Source organism: Streptomyces sp. NPDC007088 (assembly GCF_042869355.1).
In the GTDB taxonomy this organism is placed as follows: Bacteria; Actinomycetota; Actinomycetes; order Streptomycetales; family Streptomycetaceae; genus Streptomyces.
Window position 1 is genome coordinate 1 of sequence record NZ_JBIAFO010000003.1, and the last position, 19,508, is coordinate 19,508.

Consider the following 19,508-nt stretch of genomic DNA (forward strand, 5'->3'; position numbering starts at 1 on the left):
GCCCGGTTACATTCCGAACCCGGAAGCTAAGCCTCGTAGCGCCGATGGTACTGCAGGGGGGACCCTGTGGGAGAGTAGGACGCCGCCGAACAATTTTTGCTGGGAGAGCCCCGCACCTTATGGTGCGGGGCTTTTCCGCGTTCCGGGGCCGCCGGGGGTAAATTCGCGTCATGGATCAGCAGTCGCCGTACGAGATAAGGCCCGTCCGTGCCGAGGAGTGGCGGAAGGTGAAGGAGCTGCGGCTCGCGGCCCTCCAGGACCCTCTCGCCCACCTCGCGTTCCTGGAGACCACGGAGGAAGCTCTCGCCCGGCCCGACGTGTTCTGGAAGGACCGGGCGGCCCGTGGCTCCGCCGGGCTGGTCAGCCGGCAGTTCGTGGCCGTCGGGGCCGGGGACGCCTGGGTGGGGACCGTCACCGGCATCGTCGAGGACGCGGGCGGGCTGGACTTCTTCGGCAATCCCGTGGAGGAGCGCCAGATACAGCTCGTGGGGGTCTACGTACGGCCCGAGCATCGCGGGACCGGGCTCCTCGGCGGGCTGTTCCGGGACGCCGTCGACTGGGCGACCGGCCTCGGGGTGCGGCGCGTCCGGCTGTTCGTGCACGAGGACAACGGGCGGGCCGCCGCCGCGTACCGCAAGCTCGGCTTCGTACCCAGCGGCGTACGCGTCGTCGGCGACCACGGCAACGAACTGGAATACGTGCGGAAGGACACCGGCTCAGGCCGGTAGCTCCGTGTGGGGCCAGCGGGCGCGGGCCTGCTCGCGGGAGCGGAGCAGGGCGAGGGTCGGCAGGCCCAGGGCCGGGCCGGTGGCCAGCATTTCGGGGAGCTGGGGCAGGGGGGCGACCGCCGCGACATCGTCCAGGACCAGCGTCAGTGGTGGGTCGAGCCGGCCGGAGGATGACCGTGCGGCCATGCGGCGGCCGTGCTCGACCACGCTGGAGGCCAGTGCCGTGTGCAACGGCATGGCGCCGGGACGGGACTTGGGGTCCTCAATGGATTCGCCCACCACATACAGTGTTCCCTCCTCGGCGAGGAACGACTCCACCGAGGCGGTATCGGTTCGGTTCGGTACGCAGGACTCCCGGATGTGGACCGAGGAGAGCGCCGAGAGGGCCCGCGCCGTCAGTCTCTGGGCCTGGTCGCGGCGTTCGGGATACGCGGTGAGCGCCGACTCCAGTTCGCCCGCCGTGCCCGAGGTCGCCGCCGGGTGCGTGCGCAGGACGCGTACCGCGTCCTGGAGCTGGTTGCCTTGCGCCCAGCGGTGCACGTGCTTGAAGGGACGGCCGTCGACGTCCGCCGCGTGCAGGAAGCAGCGCAGCAGGGTCTCCGCCGTGTCCGCCGTCGCCGCGTCGAGCGGCGAGGCCGGGCGTACCGGGGCGAGCAGGGCCCTCGCGCGGTGCGCCGCCGTCGTACGGTCCACGCAGCCCGCGGACGGGGACCAGTGCAGGCGGGCCGGGGTGTCGCACAGGTGCGAGGGGTCGTAGACGAGGACCGGGCCGAGCTTGGCGCGGGCGTCCCTCGTCTCCTCCCACACCGCCGGGTCCGAGGTGACGACGAGTGCGGGGCCCTGCGCGTCCCGTACCGCCTCGATCGCCACCAAGGCGCGGTCGCGCGCCGGCCCGAGGAACAGTGGGCCGCGCGGCGCCGGGAGCGGGGCGGCCGCCGCCGGGGCTTTCGGCGGGGGCGAGGGGGCTTCCGGCCCCCGGGGCGTCACCGCACTCACCCGCGTCGGAGGCGTCGGCGTCTCGCGGTGCGGCTGCTTCTCCAGGGCGACCGGGTCCGGCTCGCGCTCGGGTTCGGGCGCGGGGCCGCGCGTCGCGGGGCCGGCCGGGGTGCGGCGTCGGGCGCGCCAGCGGGCCGCCGTGCCGAGGACGAAGACGGCGAGGACCGCGAGGACCATCAGGAGGCCGAGGAAGAGGCCCCAGAACAGGCCGTAGCCCGACAGGGAGCCCCTGGGGGCGTCCGGCCACGCCGCGGGCAGGTCCTGCGGGGACTGGAGGAGGCGGCGCAGCGCCTGCGGGGTGTGCGTGAAGCTGACGGCCGCCGGCCAGTCGCCGTGCGCGAGGAGCGCGGCGAGGCCGGTCGTGACCCACACGAGGACGGTCACGCCGAGGATCAGCGCGAGGACGCCGAGGAGCAGGCCGTCCGAGGCGGTGGAACGGGCCGGGCCGCCCCCGCCGGGCGCCTTGCGTTGCTCGGTCATGTGTCCGCTTCCCGTCGCCTGCCCGCTGTGCGCGGCGCGTGCCCGGCCCCGCCTCCCGTCACGCGACCGTCGACTCGGACTCGGCGGCCGCCTTGAGCTGCGCCTCCATGAACGCCGCGCGTTCCTCCGCCTCCTGCTCGGCGGCGCGCAGCTCCGCGGAGATCTCGTCCCGTTCCGCCGAGGACTCCGTCATCGCGCGGTCGGTGAAGACGAGGGGCCGTTCCGCCTCGGTGACGAGGTGTTTGACGACCTGGACGTTGCCGTTGACGTCCCAGACCGCGATGCCGGGGGTGAGCGTCGGGATGATCTCCTGGGCCCAGCGCGGCAGCCCCAGGACCCGGCCCGTGGCGCGGGCCTCGTCGGCTTTCTGGGCGTAGATCGTGCGGGTCGAGGCCATTTTGAGGATCGCCGCGGCCTCCTTGGCGGCCGCCCCGTCCACGACGTCCGAGAGGTGGTGGACGACGGCGACGAAGGACAGGCCGAGCCGGCGGCCGAACTTCAGCAGCCGCTGGAAGAGCTGCGCCACGAACGGGCTGTTGATGATGTGCCAGGCTTCCTCGACGAGGAAGATGCGCTTCTTGCGGTCCGGCCTGATCCAGGTGTGCTCCAGCCACACGCCGACGATCGCCATGAGGATCGGCATCGCGATGCTGTTGCGGTCGATGTGGGACAGGTCGAACACGATGAGGGGCGCGTCCAGGTCGATGCCGACGGTCGTCGGCCCGTCGAACATGCCGCGCAGGTCGCCGTCGACGAGGCGGTCGATGACGAGGGCCACGTCCAGGCCCCAGGCGCGCACGTCGTCCAGGGCCACGTTCATGGCCTCGGCCGACTCGGGTTCCGGGTGGCGCAGCTGCTCCACGATGTCGGTCAGGACCGGCTGCCGGTCCCGGATCGTCTCGTGGACGTAGGAGTGCGCGACCTTGAGGGCGAAGCCGGAGCGTTCGTCCAGGCCGCGGCCGAGCGCGACCTCGATGATGGTGCGCAACAGGGCGAGCTGCCCCGTCGTGGTGATCGCCGGGTCCAGCGGGTTGAGCCTGATCCCCATGTCGAGCGCGGCCGTCGGGTCGAGGCGGATCGGCGTGATGCCCAGCTCGGAGGCGACGAGGTTCCATTCGCCGACGCCGTCCTCGCCCTGCGCGTCGAGGACGACGACCTGCCGGTCGCGGAAGCGCAGCTGGCGCAGGACGTACGTCTTCTCCAGCGCCGACTTGCCGTTGCCGGACTCGCCGAGGACGAGCCAGTGCGGGGCGGGCAGCTGCTGCCCGTACAGCTGGAACGGGTCGTAGATGTAGCCCTTGCCGCTGTAGACCTCGCGTCCGATGATCACCCCGGAGTCGCCGAGGCCGGGCGCGGCGGTGGGCAGGTACACGGCCTGGGCCTGGCCCGTGGAGGTGCGCACGGGCAGCCGGGTCGTCTCCACCTTCCCGAACAGGAAACCGGTGAAGGCGTCGGTGAAGAGTGTCAGCGGGTCCTTCATCTGGCGTGCCTCCTAGCGGCGGATGCCTCGCGGCCGGGTGCCTAGCGGCGGATGCCGGTCGCGAACGGCAGCGTGTTGACGAAGGCGCGGTGGTGTTCGCGGTCGCACCACTCCAGCTTCAGGTAGGACTTCCCGGCCGAGGCCCGGATCGTGCGCTTGTCGCGGGCCAGGGACTCGGGGTCGCGCGAGGACACGGTGATGTAGCCGACGAGGTTGACCCCGGCCGCTCCGCTCGCGAGGTCCTCGCCGCGCTGGTCGAGACGGTTGTTCGCGGCCATGTCGCGCGGGTCGACGGTGCGGTTGAGCTTCGCGGCGCGGCTCGCCTCCGCGTCGTCGTTGGTCTTCTCCGTCAGCATCCGCTCGATCGCGATCTCGGTCGGCTCCAGGTCCATCGTGACGGCGACGGTGCGGATGACGTCCGGGGTGTGGACGAGGAGCGGGGCGAGGAAGTTCACGCCGACCGGGGTCATCGGCCACTCCTTGACCCAGGCCGTGGCGTGGCACCACGGCTCGCGGGTCGAGGACTCGCGGGTCTTCGCCTGGAGGTACGTGGCCTGTGTCGCGTCCAGCTCGGCGGGCCAGGCGTTGCGCTTGGTCATGGCCTGGAGGTGGTCGATGGGGTGGTCCGGGTCGTACATGGAGTGCACGAGGGAGGACAGCCGGCCCTGGCCGAGCGGCTGGCGGACCCGGATGTCGGCCTCCTGCAGACGCGAGCAGATGTCGGTCAGCTCGCGGGCCATGACGATCGCGAGGCCCGCGTCGCGGTCCAGTTTGCGCCCGCCCTGCGGCCGGGCGGCGCGGGCCATCGCGTTGGCCTCGGCGGCCAGTTCGCGGTTGAAGTGCATGCAGGCCACGAGGTAGGCGCGGTGCTGCTCGCTGGAGGTCGACACCATCGACTGGAGCTGCTCGTAGCTGTCCTGGAGCCACAGGGGGGCGCGCTGGTCGCCGCGCTGGGCGACGTCCTTGGCGTGCGCGTCGGGGTCGGCGGGCAGGGTGCGGGCGAGCATCTGGATGCGGGTGACGAAGCCGTCGCCGTTCGCGACGTGCTTGAGGAGGGTGCCGAAGCGGTCGACGAGCGCCTCTTGGTCCTCCGAGTCGCGCAGCCCCACGCCGGGGCCCTCGATCTCGATGGCGGCGGTCACCGTCTTGCGGTCGGCGTGCAGGAGTACGGCGATCTCGTCGGGGCCGAAGGGGGCGGCGAGCCAGCTGATGCGGCCGATGCCGGGGGGCGGGCCGATCTCGACCTCCCGGCCGTCCAGGCGCACCCCGGCCTCGGGCGCCGCGGAACGGTAGGCGGCGCCGCTGCGCTGCATCCGCTTGTACGAGCGGTTGATCTCGTACCACTTGTAGAAGGTGCGGCGTTTGTACGGGACGTAGACGGCGGCGAGCGCGATGAGCGGGAAGCCCATGAGGAGGACGAGCCGCAGCGCCAGTACGGGCACCAGGAGCCCGCACATCATGCCGACGAAGGCGCCCGCGATGATGAGGGCGATCTCCCCGGTCTCGCGGTTGCGGCCGATGACGGCGTTGGGCCTGGCCCGGCCGATCAGATATGTACGGCGGGGCGCGAATGCCTGGGACGGGGTGGTCAACGCCCTTCACCTCCCGTGCTCTTGTTGCCTGATCCTGAACCTGTTCCGCCCCGGTTCGCGGCGTGCGGAGTGCTGGTGGCCGAGCGGGGCGCGGGGGCGGCGGCGTTCGCGCCGCCACCTCCGGGGCCGCCACCGCGGTTGCCGTGCGCGGCGATGCCGCCGCCGGCCGGGTTGGGGGCCTTGGACTGGCCGCCGCCCCCGCCCTCGCCGCCTCCGCCGCCGGAGTTGCGGCTGCTGTGGGTCTTGATGCCCTGGGAGAGGAGGGAGGCGGGGGAGGACAGGACGGCCGCGGCGCGGCTCTCCGCGCCCTGCTGGATGCGGTTGCCGCGGGAGGCCACGAGTTCGTCGCCGAAGCCGGGGACGAAGCGGTAGATCATGGCGCTCGCGAAGATCGCCAGCAGGATGATCGCGAGTCCCGAGACGACGGCGGAGAACGCGTTCGGCCCCTCGCCGCCCGCGAGCGCCCCGGCGAGGCCGAGGACGATCACGATGACGGGTTTCACGAGGACCACCGCGATCATGACGCCGGCCCAGCGCCGTACGTGACCCCACATGTTCTTGTCGACGAGCCCGGCGTAGACGACGGTGCCGAGGAGGGCGCCGACGTAGAGCAGGGCGGCGCGGATCACGAGTTCCAGCCACAGGACGCCGGCGGCGAGGATCGACACGAGGGAGACGACGATCAGCATGATCGGCCCGCCGCCGATGTCGTCGCCCTTGTTGAGGGCCTTGGAGAAGGAGCCGAAGAACACGTCGGTCTGACTGCCGGTGGACCTGGCGAGGACCGCGGTGACGCCGTCGGTCGCGGAGACGACGGTGTAGAGGATGAGCGGGGTGAAGGCGGAGGCCAGGACGGTCAGCCACAGGAAGCCGACGGCCTCGCTGATCGCCGTCGTCACCGGGACGCCGCGCACCGCGCGCTTGGCGACGGCCAGCAGCCACAGGACCAGCGTGAGGACGGTGGAGGCGGCGAACACGACGGCGTACTGCTGGAGGAACCTCGGGTTGGTGAAGTCGACGTTCGCGGTGTCCTTGACGGCGTCCGAGAGCTTCTCGACGGTCCAGGAGGCGGCGTCGGCACAGCCCTTCGCGAGGGAGGCGACGGGGTCGAGGGTGTCGGGGACGATGCTGGGTTTGGAGTTGGGGGAGCCGGAAGAGCCGTCGTCGCGTTCGCAGTAGGACTTGGCGGGGCCGACGATGAGGTCGCAGTTGTCCTTGGGCGCCGCCTGGGCCCGGGACGCGAACAGGAGCAGAACCGCGGGAACGGACGTCACGAGGGCCGTGAGGCGGGCGCCCCGGCCCCGACCTGGGTTACCGGGCATAGGTGAACCCTCCGTACTCCTCGACGGCCTTGGCGATGTCGTCAGCGCTGGAGACCTTGTTGTCGCCGTTGACGGGCGCGGGCCCGCTCTTCTGGGAGAAGCTGTCGACCTTCCAGCCCTCGTTCTCCCAGCGCAGCTTCAGGGTCATGGTGAACCAGTCGCTGGTGACCGGGTTGGTGCTGTCCGCGGCCGCGGTCCCGAAGACCCCCGTGCACCAGACCTCCACGGTGGCCGCGGACTCCGAGTACGCCGGAAGCTTGGTGCCGATCGGCAGGGTGCGGGAGACGTAGGTCTGGCCGGACGCGGCGTTTCCCTTGGCGTCCAGGCCGATCTTCGCGAGGAAGTCGGGGGAGTACGCCTTGTCGAACTGTTCCCTGAGCGCTTGCCCGCGGTCCGCCACGAAGAGGTTCTGGACGAGTTGTTCGCGCCGGTCCGGCTTGAGGATGTCCGCCGACACGAGGCTCACCGCGTAGTTCGCCGCCGCGCTCTGCGCCCCCTCCTTCGAGTGGGCGAAGCCCGTGGGGATGCCGCTCGTGTTCTCCGGCTGGGTGGGGCGGTTGCCGGAGGGGGCCGTCGGGTCGGTCGCGGGGGCCGCCGCTCCGGGGCTGTCCGAGGAGTTGTCGTCCTCGCCGCCGCCCTGGTTCGCGAACGCGATCGCGGCGATGAGGAGGGCCACGACGGCGGCCAGCAGGACGAGGCCGCGCGAGGGGCGGCGGCCCGCCCCGCCCCGCGCCGGTCCGGCCCGGTCCGGCAGGCGGGTGCGGGTCTGGCCGGTGCCGCCGTAGTCGTCGGAGAGGGGCGGCCGGCTGCCGTACTGGTGATCCTCGCCCGTGCTCATCCCGGCTGCGCTCCCTCGGCCTCTCGGTGAACCGCGTAGTACGAAGGTAGCCGCGTCAGCGGGTGTTCGCGCGGGGTGTGGTGACTGGACATCAGGGAAACGCAACCTCGGCCGTGGTGCACGCGGGGACAGGGGGACGCGGGGTGCACGTGGGGCGCCCCCGAGGCCCCGGGCGTGCTTCGCCGCCGGTCAGACGGCCATGCCGTACACGATGGTGAACACGGTGCCCAGTGACCCGATGATGAAGACGCCGGTCAGGCCGGCGATGATCAGCCCCTTGCCCTGCTCGGCGCTGAAGGTGTCCCGGAGGGCCGTCGCGCCGATGCGCTGCTTCGCCGCGCCCCAGATGGCGATCGCGAGGCACAGGATGATCGCGAAGGCCATCACGACCTGGATCATCACGCGCGCCTCGTTGCCCAGGCTCCCGAAGGGGCCCCAGTCCGGGGCGATCCCGCCGATGATCGTGGTGATATCGCCCTTTTCGGCTGCCATAAGCATGTAACTCACCGCCCCTAACGGGTTGTTCCACACCCTCTGCACCAGCGCAGAGGTCTCGCTCATTGTCGCCGACTCCGGCGCCTGTGCCTGTCGACTTGGCGTCATTTGTTGGCGAGTTTCGCGTCGCCCCTCCGGATCACCGTCCGTGGCGGCCTGCTACGGGGCGGGAATACGAAGATGCGTGCGGTAACTCTGTGTATCACGGGGGGTGACGGCGGGCAATGACGTGCGCTACGGGGGCGCGTGTCCGTCGTGTGGGTGATGCGCGGTCAGATGACCTGACGGGGTATCCGGATATTCCTCGTACGTGTGTTCCCGGTCTGTCCCGGTGCCGGTCTGGCTGGAATTCGACGGGGGCCGTACCCGGGGGGTCGCGGGAGGAAGGGGGCGGAGGCGAAGCTGGGGTGACGTGAGGTCAGGGGCGTGACGCGGGCGACACGGGGGGTCCGGAAAAGTCCGGTGCGGGGCGCTCCGGTGGGGGAGAGTTGAGGGGTGCGGAAGTACTGGCTGGCCGGTGGGGTCGTCGCGTTGCTCGGTGCGGGCTTCGTGGCGCTGCTCGTCGTCGGCACCCTCGTCGCCGCCGGCAACCTCGCCTCGGGCGGGGCGGGCCGGGCGGTCGGGCTCGCCAAGGGCGCCGTGCCCGCCTCGTACCAGCCGATCGTGCAGAAGTGGGGCAACCTCTGCCCGGCCATCAACCCCGCTCTGCTCGCCGCGCAGTTGTACCAGGAGAGCGGCTGGAACCCGCGGGCGCGCAGCCCGGCGGCCGCGCAGGGCATCGCGCAGTTCATCCCCGGCACTTGGTCCGCGCACGGCGTGGACGGGGACGGGGACGGGGACCGCGACGTGTGGGACCCGGCCGACGCGATCCCCTCGGCCGCGAGCTACGACTGCGAACTCGCCTCGTACGTGAAGGACGTGCCCGGCGACATCACCAGCAACATGCTGGCCGCCTACAACGCGGGCTCCTACGCGGTGATCAGGTACGGCGGGGTCCCCCCGTACCGCGAGACCCAGAACTACGTGAAGATCATCCGGAACCTGGAGGAGAGCTTCGCGAAGCCCGTCGGCCGGGTCGCGCCCTCGCGGCAGGCCGCGGCGGCCATCTACTACGCGCAGAAGAAGCTCGGCACCCCCTATCTGTGGGGCGGGACCGGGACGGCGGGCCAGGGCGGGCGTTTCGACTGCTCGGGGCTCACGCAGGCCGCGTACGCGACGGTCGGGATCGAGCTGCCCCGGGTCGCCAACGACCAGTACAACGCCGGTCCGCACCCGGCCCGCGCCGAGCTGCTCCCGGGCGACCTCGTGTTCTTCTCCGACGACCTGAGGAACTCGCGGGCCATCCGGCACGTCGGGATCTACGTGGGCGGCGGCTACATGATCGACGCGCCCCGGACCGGGGCCGTCATCCGCTTCGACCCGGTCGACACCCCGGACTACTTCGGCGCCACCCGGGTCACCCAGGGCGGGGCGGAGGCGCTGCCCACCGACAAGCCCGAGGACCGGGAGAGCGGACGGCCCGTCGACCGCGTCTCGGCACAGGCGGTCGAGGGTGCCGCCGCCGGGGCGCCGCAGGGGAACGCCGCCTCTCGGGCCCCCGGGGCGGGGGACTCCGCCTCCGCGGCCCCCGGGAAGGGGGACGCCGGGCAGGCGCTCGCCGCTCCACGGGGCGGGGCGGGCGCCCGGCCGGCTCCCGGGGCCCCGCCCTCGGCGGCCTCGGCGGCCTCCGGCACGTCCCTGGCCCTCGGCCGGCCGCGGGACCGTCCGGAAGGCGTCGACGCGCCCCTCGGTGCACCCGTGCGCTCCTTGCGAGCCACCCCCTGAGCTGGGGGGACCCGTCTCTCTTCGATAACGTCTGCGTGATCATTCGGTGGAGAGCGGAACGGTGGGGCAGGGGTCGGGCGTTTCCTGTTCTGGACGGGGCGCGGGCGCGGCGCGGCGGTGCCCGCCGGTGCCGGCCACGGGGGTTGGTGAGGGACGCGCGACGTGTGCGGCCCGGGACGAAAGACAAGGGGCCGCGGCACGATGGCTGGACTCGACACCTCCGGGTCGAACCCCGACGTCAGCCTGCTCTTCGACATCAACGGGCTCACGGACTCGACGCCCGGCTGGGCCGACCGGCTCATGGAGTACGCCGGTGAGTACGGCCTGCTGCTCGTCTCCGTCCTTCTCGTGCTGTGGTGCTGGTGGGGCGTACGGCGCCGGGGCACCCTCGACGACGCGGCCTCCTCCGTGGCCGCCGTGGTGTGGGCGCCGCTCGCCGCCGCGGTGGCGGTCCTCGTGAACATCCCGATCCGGGGCTTCGTGCAGCGGCCCCGTCCCTTCGTCGACCACCGCGGCCTCGACGTGCTCGTCGACGGCAAGAACGACTACTCCTTCGTGAGCGACCACGCGACGCTCACCATGGCGGTCGGCGTCGGCCTCTTCCTCGCCCACCGCAAGCTGGGCCTGGCCGGTATCGGGGTGGCCCTGCTGGAGGGGGTGTGCCGGGTCTACATGGGCGTGCACTACCCGACCGACGTCATCGGCGGCTTCGCCCTCGCCACGGCCGTGGCCCTGCTGCTGTCCCCCGTCGCCACCGCGCTGCTCACCCCCGTACTGCGGGCGGTGGGGCGCTCGGGCCGGATCGGCGGGCTCGTGTGGGCCGGGCCCGGCCGCCGGGCGGCGACCGGCGCGGGCGGCGGGCGGGACGAGGAGGACGAGGGCGAGCGGCCGGGAGCGGCCCGCGCCGTCCCTCCGGAGGACGACCGCGACCTGGCGGCCTGAGGACGGCCGTGATCCGGCGGTATCCGCTGGCCCGGGAACCTAGGAACCCGGCGCGACGGACCGTCCGGTGAGGTGTCCGGCCGCGTCCGAGCGGGCCCGGGAACGGGCTCTGCGGGCGGGGCCGCGCCAGCCGCACACGCACTCCGCCACGCAGAAGTGTCCGTTTTCGACCGTAGTCGTACGGTGTTCCTCAGAACCTGTTCGTTCCGTTCGCTCCTGCTGCGCCACTCTGTCACCGTAACTCCGGCCGTGAGAGCGGTCGCCGTCCTTCGCGTGACGAGCCCGGGTACCTCTCGTTAAGAGAGAGACACAAGCCCCAGGGGACGGACGGACGATGACGGCGCAGCGGCGGCGACCGGCGGGCGCGGGGACCGCGCTGCTCGCGGTGCTCGGGCTCACGGCGGTGCTCGGCGGCTGCGGCGGGGCCGGGGCGGCGCAGGAGCCCGGCGGTGGCGAGGCGCTGGCCCGGGTGCGGGGCGCCGCGGACCGCCTCGTGCGGGCCGGCGGGGCCGGCACCCGTACCGCGATGGAGGTGGACTCGGGCGGCACCCGGGTCACGATCCGCAGCCGGGGCCACTACGACTTCGCGGGGCGGCGCGCCGAGCTGACCGTCCTGCTGCCGAAGGACGTCTCCGGGGTGCGCGAGCACCGGCCGGTGAAGGAGCTCCTCGCGCCCGGGGCGCTCTATATGAAGAACCGGGGCGAGGGCGTCCCCGCCGGCAAATGGGTCCGGGTGGACACCTCCGGGCTGCCCGACGGGAATCTGGTGACCGGCGGGGCCACCGATCCGCTGCTCGCGGCCGGTCTGCTGCGGGGCGCGCGGAGCGTGACGTACGTCGGCGCGGAGGACCTGGCCGGGACCCGGGTGCGGCACTACCGGGGCAGCGCCGATCTGGTCAGGGCCGCGGCGCTGCTGGAGGGGGCCGACCGCGCGTCCCTGGAGTCGGCCGCGCGGGGCTTCGCGCGGCGCTCCGTGCCCTTCGACGCGTACCTGGACGAGCAGGGGCTGCTGCGCAAGGTCCGCCACCGGTTCGCGGTCCGGGACGCGGCCGGGGCGAACGGGGGCGGCGCGGGGCGGCCGGGCGCCTCCGGGGCCTCCCCCTCCCCCTCGGCCGGGCCCGCGCACCGGGCGCTGTCGGTGGCCTCGACGACGCTGTTGTTCGACTTCGGCCGGGCGCCCGCCGTGCGGTTGCCGGCGGCGGGCGACATCTACACCGGGCGGATCGCCGAGGAGTAGTGCGCCCCGTGGCCCCCGCCGTGCTCCTTGTGCCACCCATGTGGAGGGTGTGCGCCGGGGGCGTATGACCCGGAAATGGTCCGTCCGTGCCATGCGCGGGGCGTACGCCGCTCCCTACTCTGGAAAACCGGCCCAGTCGTGAGCGGGCCGGAAAGGGGGAGGGGCGCGGTGACGGTGATGACCGGCTCGGCGGTGCAGGACTTGGTGGCCCTCGCCGAGATCGAACTGTGCGGCGAGCTGATGATCGCGGCGGCGACGGCCCGCGAGGACCGGCTCAGCCCCGATCGCATCGACGAGCTCCTCGACGTGAGACCGGGCCGGTGCCCCGGCCGGGACGCGCGGAGCGAGGGGCGCGGGCCGAGGGACCGGGGCCGGAGCTGAAGCCCGGGGCGGCGCGGCGGCGGCCGCCCGCCGCCGGCGGCGGCGTCCCCTCACGGGCCCGTCCCCGCCGGAACGCCGGGAGCCGTACGCCCGCATACGGCCCCGTGCTCAGGTGCGCAGCATCCGGGCGATGGCCTTGGTGGCCTCCTCGACCTTCGCGTCGATCTCGTCGCCGCCCTTGAGAGCCGCGTCGGCGACGCAGTGCCGCAGGTGCTCCTCCAGGAGCTGGAGCGCGAAGGACTGCAGCGCCTTCGTGGACGCCGAGACCTGGGTGAGTATGTCGATGCAGTACACGTCCTCCTCGACCATGCGCTGCAAGCCCCTGACCTGGCCCTCGATCCGGCGCAGCCGCTTGAGGTGTTCCTGCTTGTGGTCGTGGTAGCCGTGTACGGAGGGCGCTTCGGGCGCCGTCGCGCCGGCCTCGGTGGTCGTCATCGCGTCCTCCCGGTGTGAGATGTGCCGTGACTGAGCCGCGCCGGGAATCCGGCGTGCCCGGTGGCCGAGGTCCCGTACCCGGGGGCTCGGGGGTCGGGGTCCAGTGTGGAACAGCCCGGAACACCGTGTCGATATACCCCTAGTGGGTATATCGTACCCAATTCTCCGTCAGCTCAAGGGCCCTGTGCTGATCACTGTGCCCGATGGGCGACACTGGGAAAGCCGGTTAGCCGTGGCCGGATGATGCGCCTAGCATCAGCCTGACCGAATCCAGAGGACCCCGAGGACCCCACGTGCGTTTTCGTCTGACCCCCAGGGAGACGAGCTTCTACGACATGTTCGCCGCATCCGCGGACAACATCGTCACGGGCTCGAAGCTCCTCATGGAACTGCTCGGGGCGGACCCCACCGCTCGGGCCGAGATCGCCGAGCGTATGCGGGCCGCGGAACACGCCGGGGACGATGCGACCCACGCCATCTTCCACCAGCTGAACTCCTCGTTCATCACGCCCTTCGACCGCGAGGACATCTACACCCTCGCCGGTTCGCTCGACGACATCATGGACTTCATGGAGGAGGCGGTCGATCTGGTCGTGCTCTATCAGGTCGATGAACTCCCCAAGGGCGTCGAGCAGCAGATCGAGGTGCTGAACCGGGCCGCGGAGCTCACCGCCGAGGCCATGCCCAATCTGCGCACGATGGACAATCTCACCGAGTACTGGATCGAGGTGAACCGCCTGGAGAACCAGGCGGACCAGATCCACCGCAAACTGCTCGCCCACCTCTTCAACGGCAAGTACGACGCCATGGAGGTGCTGAAGCTCAAGCAGATCGTGGACGTCCTGGAAGAGGCCGCGGACGCCTTCGAGCACGTCGCCAACACGGTGGAGACCATCGCGGTCAAGGAGTCCTGACCCGGTGGACACCTTCGCATTGGTCGTGACCGTCCTGGTCGCGTTCGGCTTCACCTACACCAACGGCTTCCACGACTCCGCGAACGCCATCGCGACCTCCGTCTCCACCCGGGCGCTGACGCCCCGGGCGGCGCTCGCGATGGCGGCCGTGATGAACCTGGCCGGGGCCTTCCTCGGCAACGGGGTCGCGAAGACCGTGAGTGAGGGGATCATCGAGACCCCGCACGGCAACAAGGGCATGTGGATTCTGTTCGCGGCGCTCGTCGGCGCCGTCGTCTGGAATCTGGTCACCTGGTACTACGGGCTGCCCTCCTCCTCCTCGCACGCGCTGTTCGGCGGGATGGTCGGCGCCGCGCTCGCCGGGGGGATCGGGGTCATCTGGTCCGGGGTGATCGAGAAGATCGTCGTCCCGATGTTCCTGTCCCCGGTGATCGGCCTCGTGGTCGGCTATCTGGTGATGTGCGCCATCCTGTGGCTCTTCCGGAAGTCGAACCCGCACAAGGCGAAAAGGGGATTCCGCATAGCGCAGACCGTTTCCGCCGCCGGGATGGCGCTCGGTCACGGTCTCCAGGACGCGCAGAAGACGATGGGCATCGTGGTCATGGCGCTCGTCATCGCGGACGTCGAGGACCAGGGGGACGCCATCCCGGTGTGGGTCAAGATCTCCTGCGCGCTGATGCTCTCCCTCGGTACGTACGCGGGCGGGTGGCGCATCATGCGGACCCTGGGCCGGAAGATCATCGAGCTGGACCCGCCGCAGGGGTTCGCCGCCGAGACCACGGGCGCCTCGATCATGTTCACCACCGCCTTCCTCTTCCACGCGCCCATCTCCACGACCCATGTGATCACCTCGGCGATCATGGGTGTCGGGGCCACCAAGCGGGTCAACGCGGTCCGCTGGGGCGTCGCGAAGAACATCGTCCTGGGCTGGTTCATCACCATGCCGGCGGCCGGCATCGTCGGCGCGGTGGCCTTCTGGATCGTGAACCTCGTCTTCCTGTGACCCGGCCGCGCCCGGCGCCCGGCGCCGTGCGTTCCGCGTGGACGTTCCGCGTGGACGTTCCGCGTGGACCCGGGACGGACGAGAGCCCGCCCCCGGATGGTTCGGGGGCGGGCTCTTCGTTTCCCCCGCGGTGGCACCGCCATGCAGCACCGCGAAGGGGCCGGGGGACCGTGCGGCTCAGCCGAAGCGGCCCGAGATGTAGTCCTCGGTGGCCTGCACGGAGGGGTTGGAGAAGATCCGCTCGGTGTCGTCGATCTCGATGAGCCGGCCGGGGCGGCCGACCTCGGACAGGTTGAAGAAGGCGGTGCGGTCGGAGACGCGGGCCGCCTGCTGCATGTTGTGCGTGACGATGACGATGGTGAACCGTTCCTTCAGCTCCCCGATCAGGTCCTCGATCGCGAGGGTCGAGATCGGGTCGAGCGCCGAGCAGGGCTCGTCCATGAGCAGCACCTGCGGTTCGACGGCGATGGCGCGCGCGATGCACAGCCGCTGCTGCTGTCCGCCGGACAGGCCCGCGCCCGGCTTGTTCAGCCGGTCCTTGACCTCGTTCCACAGGTTCGCGCCGCGCAGCGACTTCTCGACCACGTCGTTCAGCCCGGACTTCTTGTACGAGCCGTTGAGCCGGAGACCGGCCGCCACGTTGTCGAAGATCGACATCGTGGGGAAGGGGTTGGGCCGCTGGAAGACCATGCCGACCGTGCGGCGCACCGCGACCGGGTCGACGTGGCTGCCGTACAGGTCCTCGTCGTCGAGGAGCACCTTGCCCTCGACGCGGCCGCCGGAGGTGACCTCGTGCATCCGGTTCAGGGTGCGCAGGAAGGTGGACTTGCCGCAGCCGGAGGGGCCGATGAAGGCGGTCACGGAGCGGGGCTCCACGGTCATCGAGATGTCCTCGATCGCCTTGTGGGAGCCGTAGTAGGCGGTCAGGCCGCTGACGTCGATTCGCTTGGCCATGGGGATCACTGCTTCTTTCGGGACTTCCCGCCGGTCGTCTGCGCGAGGCGGGCGGGGATCGCGTACGGCGCGGGACGCGGGGCGTCGGCGCCGCTCAGCGACCGGAGGTCTTGGGGGCCTTCCAGCGGGCGACACCGCGCGCCGCCAGGTTGAGGATCATCACGAAGGCGATCAGCGTGAGCGCCGCCGCCCAGGCGCGGTCGTACGCCGCTCCGGAGCCGCTGCTCGTCGCGTACTGCTGGTAGATGTACAGCGGCAGCGAGGACTGTCCGCCCGAGAAGGGGTCCATGTTGATGTAGGAGGAGCCCCAGACCAGCAGCAGGACGGGCGCGGTCTCGCCGGCGATCCGCGCGACGGCGAGCATGAGCCCGGTGATGATCCCGCCGATCGAGGTGGGCAGGACCACCTTGAGGATGGTGCGCCACTTCGGGATGCCGAGCGCGAGGGACGCCTCGCGCAGCTCGTTGGGGACGAGTTTGAGCATCTCCTCGGTGGAGCGCACCACGACCGGCATCATCAGGATGGCGAGCGCGAGGGAGCCGGCGAAGCCGAAGGGTTCGAGGTCGAACAGCAGCATCAGGCTCAGGATGAACAGGCCCGCGACGATCGACGGGACACCCGTCATGACGTCGACGAAGAAGGTGACGGTCCGCGCGAGTTTCCCGCGCCCGTACTCGACGAGGTAGACGGCGGTCAGCAGGCCGACGGGCGCGGCGATGACGGTGGCCAGCCCCACCTGCTCCAGCGAGCCGATGATGGCGTGGTAGATGCCGCCGCCGGTGTCGTAGGAGCCGATGTTGGCCATCGAGTGGGTCAGGAAGTACGGGTCGAGGACCTTGACGCCGCGTTTGACGGTCTCCCACACGAGGGAGGCCAGCGGGATGAAGGCCAGCAGGAAGGCGACCCACACGACGCTCGTGACGAGGCGGTCCTTGGCCTGCCTGCGCCCTTCGACGCGGGCGGCGAGCGCGTACCCGCCGGCCAGGAAGACGAGGGCGGCGATCAGGCCCCACTGGACCTTCGAGTCGAGTCCGGCGGCCAGGCCGGTCAGGCAGCCCAGGACGACCGAGGCGCCCGCCACGGCCCAGTTGGACCAGCGCGGCAGCCGGGCCCCGCGCAGCGCGGAGGGCGGCGCGGGCTGTTCCGGGCGGCGGTCCTTGAGGGGTGTGTGGCTCATGCGTCGGCCCCCGAGTAGTCCTTGCGGCGGGCGATGATGGCCCGAGCCGCTCCGTTGACCAGCAGCGTGATGACGAACAGCACGAGCCCGGAGGCGATGAGGGCGTCGCGGCCCTGCTCGCTCGCCTCGCTGAACTTGCTCGCGATGTTCTGCGCGAAGGTGCCGCCGCCCGGCTCCAGGAGGCTCGCCTGGATGTCGAAGGTCGGCGAGAGCACGGTGGCCACGGCCATCGTCTCGCCGAGCGCGCGGCCCAGGCCCAGCATCGAGGCGGAGATGACGCCGGAGCGGCCGAAGGGCAGGACGGCGGTGCGCACGACCTCCCAGCGGGTCGCGCCGAGCGCGAGCGCCGCCTCCTCGTGGGCCTGCGGCACCTGCCGGAAGACCTCGCGGCTCACGTTGGTGATGATCGGGATGATCATGACGGCCAGCAGGATGCCGACGCTGAACAGGGAGCGGGGGGCGCCGCCCTGCCAGGAGAAGATCCCGGTCCAGCCGAAGAACCGGTCGAGCCAGCCGAACAGTCCGTTCAGGTGCGGCACCAGGACGAGGACGCCCCACAGGCCGTAGATGATCGACGGTACGGCGGCGAGCAGGTCGACGACGTAGCTGATGGGGCCGCGGACCCGGCGGGGCGCGTAGTGCGTGAGGAACAGCGCGATGCCGACGGAGACCGGTACGGCCAGGGCCATCGCGATGACCGAGGACACGACGGTGCCGAAGGCGAGCACCGCGATACCGAAGACGGGCGGGTTCAGCTCGGGGGTCCACTCGAAGGACGTGAAGAAGTTCCCGTGGTTCTTCGAGAGGATCAGCGAGGAGCGGTACGCGAGGAAGACGGCGATGGCCGCCATGACGACGAGCAGCAGGATGCCGGAGCCGCGCGACAGGGCGAGGAAGATCCGGTCCCCGGGGCGGGTCGCGCCACGGGCCTGGCGGCGCTGCTCGGGGGTGGGCGTCGGTGGGGGTGCCGGGGGGCCCGGCTGCGGGGGCGCGCTCACGGCGCCCCGCGCGGGGGAGGTGGGTATGTCCATCGGAGTTCTCCGGTCTGCGGGCCCCTCACCGGCGGTCTCTCGGGTCCGTACGGCGGTGGTGGGCTTGCTGGCGGCGGTGCACCGGACGGTGCGGGCGGCGGGCCCCGGGGGGCCGCCGCCCGCACGCGGGGTCAGCTGAGGGTCTTGACGGTGTCGCGGACCTTGGTGGCGATCTCGTCGGGGATCGGGGCGTAGCCGGCGTCGGCGAGGATGCCCTGGCCGTCCTCGCTCGCGATGTAGTTCAGGAAGGACTTCGCGGCGGGCAGGGTCGCCGCCTTGTTGCCCTTCTCGCAGGCGATCTCGTACGTCACCAGGGTGATCGGGTACGCGCCGTCGGCGGTCGGGTTGTAGTCCAGCTGGAGCGACAGGTCCTTGCCGGTGCCGACGACCTTCGCGGCGGCGATGGCCTTCGAGGCGTTCTCGGTGGTCGCCTTGACGGGCTCGGCGGCCTTCGTCTTGATGTCGACCGTGCTGATGCCGCCCTTGGCGTAGGACAGCTCGAAGTAGGAGATCGCGCCGGCCGTCCCCTTGACCTGCTGGGCGAGGCCGGAGGAGCCGGAGGCGGACTGGCCGCCCTTGGCCTGCCACGCCTTGCCGCCCTCGTACTTCCAGTCGTCGGGGGCGACGGCCTTGAGGTACTTGGTGAAGTTGTCCGTCGTGCCGGACTCGTCGGAGCGGTGGAAGGCCTGGATCTTCGTGCCGGGCAGCTTGGCGTCCGGGTTGAGGGCCTTGATCTCCGCGTCGTCCCACTTCGCGATCTTGCCGTCGAAGATGTGGGCGAGGGTCTTCGCGTCCAGGACAAGGTGGTCGACGCCCGGGACGTTGTAGCCGATCGCGATGGGCCCGCCGACCATCGGCAGGTCGATGGCCTGGCTGTCCTTGCAGACCTCCTTCGACTTGGCGATCTCCTCGGGCTTGAGGGCCGAGTCGGAGCCGGCGAAGGCGGTCTGGCCCTGGAGGAACGCGGTGACGCCGGCGCCGGAGCCGTCGGGCTTGTAGTTGATCCGGACGTCCTTGCAGGCGGCCGTGAAGTTCTTCACCCAGGCGTCGATCGCGTTCTGCTGGGCGGAGGAACCGGAGGCGAGCAGCTCGCCCTTGGCGTCGGCGCAGTCGATCGAGCCGGCCTCGGGGGCGGCGGCCTTCGAGCTGCTGTCGCTGTTGCCGGGTCCGTCGCTCGTGTCGTCGGAGCCGCACGCCGTGAGGGCCAGGGCGCCGGAGACGGCGACGACGCCGAGGGAGAGGGCGCGAAGCCGGGTCTTGCGCGGGAGCTTCACTGTCTGGGGTTCCTTCCAGGAGCCGGGCCCTGCGGGGCTCGGCGTGCGGGGTGGCCTTCGGCCGGGATACCAAGTTCGCGGGAGCGGCGACCGGTGTGTCCCGGGGACCGCGTCCTGTGAGGCCGAAATTAGGCAGAACAGGTGAAGCGGGTGACTGGCGTCGGTGAACGGGGGGTGAACCTCGGCGGACGTCGTGGGGCAGGCCGTTTCCTCAGGCCGCGGGAGGTCGCGGTGTCCTCGGGCGGCCTGAGGAAACGGTGTCCTCGGGCGCGGGAGGGCCCGGTGTCCTCGGGCGCCGGACGGGCTGGGTAGGGGCTCACCCCGCGTTGGCCCACCCCGCGCGGGTCGTGACCGGCCGGAGTGGGGGTGCCGCCTTCCCGCCCCGGCCGGTGCGCGCTCCGGCCC

The 19,508-nt window shown here is 71.7% G+C and carries 19 protein-coding genes and 1 rRNA gene; 8 read left to right on the forward strand and 12 right to left on the reverse strand.

Annotation, left to right across the window (positions count from 1 at the left end):
• A 5S ribosomal RNA gene (gene rrf, locus ACFYMP_RS05680) occupies positions 1 to 91 on the forward strand; the annotation flags it as partial.
• A 79-nt stretch (positions 92 to 170) separates the two neighbouring features.
• On the forward strand, positions 171 to 728 hold the full coding sequence (locus ACFYMP_RS05685) for a GNAT family N-acetyltransferase (RefSeq protein WP_388851053.1): 558 nt from the start codon (positions 171 to 173) through the stop codon (positions 726 to 728).
• Here the strand turns inward: ACFYMP_RS05685 and ACFYMP_RS05690 are convergent.
• From ACFYMP_RS05690 to ACFYMP_RS05715, 6 genes are all read right to left on the reverse strand, one after another.
• Entirely contained in the window at positions 717 to 2,204 is a 1,488-nt protein-coding gene (locus ACFYMP_RS05690; protein ID WP_388851056.1) for a type VI secretion protein, read from the reverse strand. The two genes, ACFYMP_RS05685 and ACFYMP_RS05690, sit on opposite strands and share 12 nt — an antisense overlap.
• Before the next feature lie 58 nt (positions 2,205 to 2,262).
• Positions 2,263 to 3,684, reverse strand: a complete 1,422-nt coding sequence (locus ACFYMP_RS05695; protein ID WP_388851059.1) for an ATP-binding protein — start codon at positions 3,682 to 3,684, stop codon at positions 2,263 to 2,265.
• 41 nt (positions 3,685 to 3,725) lie between these two features.
• Positions 3,726 to 5,276 (reverse strand): SCO6880 family protein, encoded by a 1,551-nt coding sequence (locus ACFYMP_RS05700; RefSeq protein ID WP_388851062.1) that lies wholly within the window; start codon positions 5,274 to 5,276, stop codon positions 3,726 to 3,728.
• A complete protein-coding gene (locus ACFYMP_RS05705; protein WP_388851065.1) occupies positions 5,273 to 6,598 on the reverse strand; it encodes a hypothetical protein in 1,326 nt (441 codons plus the stop codon). The genes ACFYMP_RS05700 and ACFYMP_RS05705 overlap by 4 nt, the downstream gene beginning before the upstream one ends.
• Positions 6,588 to 7,436 (reverse strand): hypothetical protein, encoded by an 849-nt coding sequence (locus tag ACFYMP_RS05710; RefSeq protein WP_388851068.1) that lies wholly within the window; start codon positions 7,434 to 7,436, stop codon positions 6,588 to 6,590. Before ACFYMP_RS05710 ends, ACFYMP_RS05705 begins: the two co-directional genes overlap by 11 nt.
• 189 nt (positions 7,437 to 7,625) lie before the next feature.
• Complete coding sequence (locus tag ACFYMP_RS05715) at positions 7,626 to 7,934, reverse strand: hypothetical protein (protein WP_363144677.1); 309 nt, start codon at positions 7,932 to 7,934, stop codon at positions 7,626 to 7,628.
• 492 nt (positions 7,935 to 8,426) lie between these two features.
• Here ACFYMP_RS05715 and ACFYMP_RS05720 point away from each other — a divergent pair, with 492 nt between their 5' ends.
• Both ACFYMP_RS05720 and ACFYMP_RS05725 read left to right on the forward strand, forming a co-directional pair.
• Positions 8,427 to 9,755, forward strand: a complete 1,329-nt coding sequence (locus ACFYMP_RS05720) for an NlpC/P60 family protein (RefSeq protein WP_388851071.1) — start codon at positions 8,427 to 8,429, stop codon at positions 9,753 to 9,755.
• 201 nt (positions 9,756 to 9,956) lie between these two features.
• Positions 9,957 to 10,697 (forward strand): phosphatase PAP2 family protein, encoded by a 741-nt coding sequence (locus ACFYMP_RS05725; protein ID WP_388851074.1) that lies wholly within the window; start codon positions 9,957 to 9,959, stop codon positions 10,695 to 10,697.
• A gap of 39 nt (positions 10,698 to 10,736) precedes the next feature.
• Here the strand turns inward: ACFYMP_RS05725 and ACFYMP_RS05730 are convergent, their stop codons facing one another.
• Complete coding sequence (locus tag ACFYMP_RS05730) at positions 10,737 to 10,925, reverse strand: hypothetical protein (protein WP_388851077.1); 189 nt, start codon at positions 10,923 to 10,925, stop codon at positions 10,737 to 10,739.
• 106 nt (positions 10,926 to 11,031) lie between these two features.
• On the opposite strand from ACFYMP_RS05730, the gene ACFYMP_RS05735 reads away from it, so the two are divergent.
• The gene (locus tag ACFYMP_RS05735; protein WP_388851080.1) at positions 11,032 to 11,934 is read left to right on the forward strand and encodes a hypothetical protein; all 903 of its coding nucleotides are present in this window, start codon (positions 11,032 to 11,034) and stop codon (positions 11,932 to 11,934) included.
• Positions 11,935 to 12,111: 177 nt separating this feature from the next.
• A complete protein-coding gene (locus ACFYMP_RS05740; RefSeq protein ID WP_388852236.1) occupies positions 12,112 to 12,315 on the forward strand; it encodes a hypothetical protein in 204 nt (67 codons plus the stop codon).
• A gap of 108 nt (positions 12,316 to 12,423) precedes the next feature.
• Here the strand turns inward: ACFYMP_RS05740 and ACFYMP_RS05745 are convergent, their stop codons facing one another.
• Positions 12,424 to 12,750 (reverse strand): metal-sensitive transcriptional regulator, encoded by a 327-nt coding sequence (locus ACFYMP_RS05745; protein ID WP_388851083.1) that lies wholly within the window; start codon positions 12,748 to 12,750, stop codon positions 12,424 to 12,426.
• Positions 12,751 to 13,043: 293 nt separating this feature from the next.
• On the opposite strand from ACFYMP_RS05745, the gene ACFYMP_RS05750 reads away from it, so the two are divergent.
• Both ACFYMP_RS05750 and ACFYMP_RS05755 read left to right on the forward strand, forming a co-directional pair.
• Positions 13,044 to 13,664: a DUF47 family protein gene (locus tag ACFYMP_RS05750; protein WP_363144113.1), complete on the forward strand. Its 621-nt coding sequence runs from the start codon at positions 13,044 to 13,046 to the stop codon at positions 13,662 to 13,664.
• Between the two features lie 4 nt (positions 13,665 to 13,668).
• The gene (locus ACFYMP_RS05755; RefSeq protein WP_388851086.1) at positions 13,669 to 14,667 is read left to right on the forward strand and encodes an anion permease; all 999 of its coding nucleotides are present in this window, start codon (positions 13,669 to 13,671) and stop codon (positions 14,665 to 14,667) included.
• A 177-nt stretch (positions 14,668 to 14,844) separates the two neighbouring features.
• Here the strand turns inward: ACFYMP_RS05755 and pstB are convergent, their stop codons facing one another.
• The 4 genes from pstB to pstS all read right to left on the reverse strand — a co-directional run bounded on the left by pstB (position 14,845) and on the right by pstS (position 19,103).
• Positions 14,845 to 15,621, reverse strand: a complete 777-nt coding sequence (gene pstB, locus ACFYMP_RS05760; RefSeq protein WP_388851089.1) for a phosphate ABC transporter ATP-binding protein PstB — start codon at positions 15,619 to 15,621, stop codon at positions 14,845 to 14,847.
• Positions 15,622 to 15,715: 94 nt separating this feature from the next.
• On the reverse strand, positions 15,716 to 16,798 hold the full coding sequence (pstA, locus tag ACFYMP_RS05765; RefSeq protein ID WP_388851092.1) for a phosphate ABC transporter permease PstA: 1,083 nt from the start codon (positions 16,796 to 16,798) through the stop codon (positions 15,716 to 15,718).
• On the reverse strand, positions 16,795 to 17,829 hold the full coding sequence (pstC, locus tag ACFYMP_RS05770; protein ID WP_388851095.1) for a phosphate ABC transporter permease subunit PstC: 1,035 nt from the start codon (positions 17,827 to 17,829) through the stop codon (positions 16,795 to 16,797). The genes pstA and pstC overlap by 4 nt, the downstream gene beginning before the upstream one ends.
• Positions 17,830 to 17,960: 131 nt before the next feature.
• On the reverse strand, positions 17,961 to 19,103 hold the full coding sequence (pstS, locus tag ACFYMP_RS05775; protein WP_388851098.1) for a phosphate ABC transporter substrate-binding protein PstS: 1,143 nt from the start codon (positions 19,101 to 19,103) through the stop codon (positions 17,961 to 17,963).
• Positions 19,104 to 19,508: the final 405 nt, after the last annotated feature.